General features: G+C 48.4%; 2 protein-coding genes. One reads left to right on the top strand and one right to left on the bottom strand.

Features of this window, described 5'->3' with window-relative positions; all coding sequences use genetic code 11:
• Positions 1 to 309: phage tail fiber protein (locus tag Xkoz_RS21470; RefSeq protein ID WP_479688406.1), on the top strand; the 309-nt coding region annotated here is incomplete at its 5' end.
• On the opposite strand, the gene Xkoz_RS21465 is transcribed toward Xkoz_RS21470, so the two are convergent.
• A partial coding sequence (locus Xkoz_RS21465) for a phage tail fiber protein (protein ID WP_479688405.1) occupies positions 254 to 1,026 on the bottom strand: 773 nt, incomplete at its 5' end. The genes Xkoz_RS21470 and Xkoz_RS21465 overlap by 56 nt on opposite strands.

The raw sequence follows: 1,026 nt of genomic DNA, 5'->3' as shown, positions 1-1,026 counted from the left end.
GTGCACGGTGGTATTTCATCACCAAAAAATAATAATGGACTGGAGTTAATCTACATCGATGATAAAGTGCAAAAAGATGGCTCTATCACCATCAAAACCTTCCACCGTCAGCATACCCATTTACCCGAACGGTTCCAGAACTGGCGGATAAAAGAAATCGTGGACGGTGAAAAGGTTTACTACGCCGATGCTGAGCCGTGTGACATCCCCGAAGATTGTCGGTTAGACGTCCGTGTCCAGATGCCGGCTGATTCTATCTGGGATCAGAAGCAACATTCTCAACAGGAACAGGAAAATCCTGCGGAGTAGCATCCTCCTCAGTGGCTGGCATTTGCACCCGAACAGAGACAAATCGGCCACTGGGGATATCAATCGGGTCACCGTCGGCATAACCATTTCGTACATTTCTGGCGAACTCCGGCGCATTATGGTGCTCTCGGTGATACGTCATTAATTTGATAGAGCCATCGGGTAACACGCGATAATCGACCCAAATCAACGGTAATTTATTTTTGCACAGCGGAATTTCGATACCCCCATCAACTCCACCCCATGCCGCATCGGCATTGAATCCCAGCACGTTTTTAATGAGGTAGACGCCCTCGGACAAACGCTCAACCGTTGCGCCTGCTGATTCGTCGTTAGTCTCAAATTCGCCAGTGCTCCAGATTTTGATGATGGGGCTGGCTTTTTTTAGGTAACCGCCGTCAACTATGATGGTGTTACCTGTGCTCCATATTCGCTGTTGTTGTGCACCACTTCCACGATTTAAAAATCGCGTATGTAATGTCGCGCCTGAATCAATCCAAATTTGCCCGACATCGCCGCCACTGGCGCCAATACTAATCCCTTTAGCCCATCCCGCGCGTGATCCCCCTAAAAATGGACCGATGTAATTATCACTAGGCATACCATCAGAATAAGCCGGGATCGGATAAGCTTTTACATCCCCTGCATTCAGCGTGATATCACCCGTTAACGGTTTTCCATTGATTTTCCGGCTAGCAGGAACCGCATTTTTCGCCA

It is taken from the genome of Xenorhabdus kozodoii, assembly GCF_002632875.1.
Taxonomy (GTDB): Bacteria; Pseudomonadota; Gammaproteobacteria; order Enterobacterales; family Enterobacteriaceae; genus Xenorhabdus; species Xenorhabdus kozodoii.
This window is presented reverse-complemented; position numbering and strand designations above follow the sequence as displayed.